A 4,038-nucleotide genomic window follows, 5' to 3' on the forward strand; every position below is an offset into this window, starting at 1 on the left:
AGCCGGGGCGCCGGCCGGTTGCGGCCGAACCGGACCAGGAAATCTTCCGAACTCTTGCCGGGACCTGTTCGTTGGATGAATTCAGTGGCATGTCGCCATCCTATTCCGAGCGCCGCATATGTACTGACATGTCGGCGGTACGGACGGAACGCCCATACGCCTGCATTGGCGGAATCCCACGCTTCACGTAAAGTTACTCATCAGTAACTTGAGTAAGGTGAATTGCGACACACCCATTACTTGGCCATATAGAGTTAGAGCAGCCCCGTAATGGTCTGTTGATATCGAAGGAGCTATCGTGCGTGAATTCAGTGTTCCGCCCCTGGTGAATGTTGCCCCCGAAACCAACATCACGGACCTCGTGGTTCGTCAGGCCGCCGTACCATCAAACCCGGCCTTGTTTGCCAAGCTCAACAGCGCCGGCCAATGGCAGGACATCCGGGCAACCGACTTCCTCAAGGATGTATCGGCCCTGGCCAAAGGCCTGATCGCCAAGGGCGTCGGTGTGGGCGACCGCGTGGGCATCATGTCCAGGACCCGTTATGAATGGTCCCTCGTGGACTTCGCCATCTGGTTTGCGGGCGGCATTTCCGTGCCGATCTATGAAACCTCGTCGCCGTCGCAAGTGGCCTGGAACCTCGGCGACTCCGGCGCCGTCGCCGCATTCGCCGAATCCGCGCACCACGAGGACGTCATCCGCCAGGCCGTCACGGCCGAAGGCCTCGGCTCTGTCGCCCATGTCTGGCAGCTCGAAGGCGGAGGACTTGACGCGCTCCGCAGTGCCGGCAGCGGCGTCAGCGACGAGGAACTCGAGGCGCGCCGCAGCAGCGCCGTGCTGGCCGATGTCGCCACGATCATCTACACCTCCGGCACCACGGGCCGCCCCAAGGGTTGCGAACTCACGCACGGCAACTTCGTGGAACTCTCGGAGAACGCCTTGGCCTCCCTCGGCGACGTCGTCAACGAGAACGCCAAGACCATCATGTTCCTCCCGCTCGCCCACGTCTTTGCCCGCTTCATCTCGGTCCTTGCCGTCGCCGCCGGTGCCCAGGTGGCGCACACGCCGGATATCAAGAACCTGCTGGCTGACCTGCAGAGCTTCCAGCCGTCCTTCATCCTGGCAGTTCCCCGCGTGTTCGAGAAGGTCTTCAACTCTGCCCTCACCAAGGCAGAGGACGGCGGCAAGGGCGCCATCTTCCACAAGGCAGTGGACACGGCGATCGCCTACTCCAAGGCGCAGCAGGAGGGATCCCTTGGCTTGGTGCTGAGGCTCAAGCACGCCGTCTTCGACCGTTTGGTGTACGGGAAGCTTCGCGCCGCAATGGGCGGCCACGTCAGCCATGCCGTCTCCGGTGGCGGCCCGCTCGGCGAACGGTTGGGCCATTTCTTCCACGGTATCGGCCTGCAGATCCTCGAGGGTTACGGCCTGACAGAGACCACTGCACCCATTTCAGTCAACACGCCGTCCTTGATCAAGATCGGCACCGTGGGGCCCCGCTCCCCGGCAACGCGGTCAGGATTGCCGACGACGGCGAAATCCTCGCCAAGGGCGTCTGCGTCATGAAGGGCTACTTCAAGCGGGATGACCTCGCCGCGGAAACCTTCGTGGACGGGTGGTTCCGCACGGGTGACATCGGCGAACTGGACGAACAGGGTTTCCTGAAGATCACAGGCCGCAAGAAGGAAATCATCGTCACAGCGAGCGGCAAGAACGTCGTACCGGCCCTGCTGGAGGACCAGATCCGTGCTGACGCGCTGGTGTCCCAAGTCCTTGTCATCGGCGACAACCGGCCCTTTATCGGCGCGCTGGTCACCCTCGACGAGGAAGCGCTGCCGGGCTGGCTGGAGCGCCACGGCCTTCCCGCGTCAACTACGACGACGGCTGCCGCGGACAACGCCCTCGTCCGGGCAGCGGTCCAGGAACTGATCAGCCACGCGAACCAGTCCGTCTCGCATGCGGAAGCGATCAAGTCGTTCCGGATCGTTCCGTCCGACTTCACCGAGGCCTCAGGCCACCTCACGCCGTCGTTGAAGGTCAAGCGCGCCCAGGTCATGAAAGACTTCGACGCCGTGATCGAGGAAATGTACTCGGCCCCCAAGGCGTCCTGACGGGCCGCACCCGACGCATCGGTCAAAGCAACAAAGGAAGGTCCCGGGCTTGACAGCCCGGGACCTTCCTTTGTTGCGTGCTCCGCGGAGGAGCGGGCTGCTACTCGACCACGATCAGCAGATCGCCGCCCTGGACCTGCTCGACGTTGTTGATGGCGAGGCGCGAGACCGTGCCGGCTACCGGCGTCGTGATGGATGCCTCCATCTTCATCGCCTCAATGGTGGCGACCGTGTCGCCGGCCTTGACGGCGTCGCCTGCTTTGACGGTCAGGGTCACGGCACCGGCGAACGGCGCTGCTACCTGGCCGGGCTGGGACGCATCCGCTTTCTCCGCGGCCTTCACGTTGCTGACAACGGACTTGTCGCGAACCACCACCGGGCGTGACTGGCCGTTGAGCTTGCACATGACGGTGCGCATGCCCTTTTCGTCGGGCTCCGAGACCGCTTCCAAGGAGGCGATCAGGCGCACGCCCTTTTCGAGCTCCATGACGTGTTCGGCACCGAGCTGGAGACCGTAAAGGTAGTCGCGGGTATCAAGTACCGACAAATTGCCGTAGGTGTCCACGCTCTTGAGGTAGTCCTTGGTGGGCCCCTCGAACAGCAGCCGGTTCAAGGTCCGCTGGCGGGACTTGGAATCGCCCTTGAGCGCAGCACTGTCTTCGGCGCTCAGTTCGACGTCGCGGACCTTGATGCTGCGGCCCTGGAGCGCCTTGGTGCGGAACGGCTCCGGCCATCCTCCGGGAGGATCTCCCAATTCGCCCGACAGGAAGCCGATGACGGAGTCCGGGATGTCGTAGTTCTGTGGGTTTTCGTTGAAGTCCGCAGGATCGGCGTGGATTCCCACGAGGTGCAGCGCGAGATCGCCGACGACCTTGGACGACGGCGTCACCTTGACCAAGCGGCCCAAAATGCGGTCCGCGGCGGTGTACATGTCCTCAATGGCCTCGAAACGCTCGCCAAGGCCCAGCGCGATGGCCTGCTGGCGCAGGTTGGACAGCTGGCCGCCCGGGATTTCGTGCTGGTACACCCGGCCGGTGGGACCGGGAAGCCCGGACTCGAACGGCGCGTAGACCCTGCGGACCGCTTCCCAGTAGGGCTCCAGGGAGCTGACACTGGCCAGGCTGAGCCCGGTGTCGCGCGGGGTATGTGCCAGGGCAGCCACAAGCGCCGACGCCGACGGCTGGCTCGTCGTACCGGCCAGGGAGGCTGATGCGACATCGACGGCGTCCACGCCGGCTTCCACGGCAGCCAACAAGGTGGCCAGTTGGCCGCCTGCGGTGTCGTGCGTGTGCAGGTGGACCGGAAGATCGAAGCGTTCACGCAAGGCGCTGACAAGCTTGGCTGCGGCCGCCGGGCGGAGCAGTCCGGCCATGTCCTTGATGGCGAGGATGTGCGCACCGGCGTCGACGATCTTCTGGGCGAGGTCCAGGTAGTAGTCGAGGGTGTACAGGTTCTCGTTCGGGTCGAGGAGATCGCCGGTGTAGCAGAGTGCAACCTCCGCTACTGCTGTGCCGGTGGCCCGCACCGCGCGGATGGCCGGAGCATCTGGTTGACGTCGTTGAGGGCGTCGAAGATGCGGAAGATGTCGATGCCCGTTGCCGCGGCCTCGTTGACGAACGCCTCGGTGACTTCCTCGGGGTAGGGCGTGTACCCGACGTGTTGCGGCCACGGAGCAGCATCTGAAGGCAGACATTCGGGAGGGCCTTGCGCAGGGCGGCCAACCGGTCCCAAGGATCCTCGCCGAGGAAGCGCAGGGCGACGTCGTAGGTGGCACCACCCCAGGCTTCGACCGAGAGCAGTTCGGGCAGAAGGGCGGAGACCGCGGGACCGGCCGCGACCAGGTCGCGGGTCCGGACACGGGTTGCGAGGAGCGACTGGTGGGCATCGCGGAAGGTGGTGTCCGTGACGGCCACGGCCTGCTGCTCGCGC

Annotated in this window: 2 pseudogenes; one reads left to right on the forward strand and one right to left on the reverse strand. The window is 64.7% G+C overall.

The window, feature by feature from the left end:
* Positions 1–298 precede the first annotated feature (298 nt).
* Positions 299–2,109, forward strand: a pseudogene (locus AHiyo1_RS15515) (AMP-dependent synthetase/ligase).
* Between the two features lie 100 nt (positions 2,110–2,209).
* Here the strand turns inward: AHiyo1_RS15515 and AHiyo1_RS15520 are convergent.
* Positions 2,210–4,038, reverse strand: a pseudogene (locus tag AHiyo1_RS15520) (pyruvate carboxylase subunit B); the annotation flags it as partial.

Origin of the sequence: Arthrobacter sp. Hiyo1, from assembly GCF_001263615.2 — a bacterium.
In the GTDB taxonomy this organism is placed as follows: Bacteria; Actinomycetota; Actinomycetes; order Actinomycetales; family Micrococcaceae; genus Arthrobacter.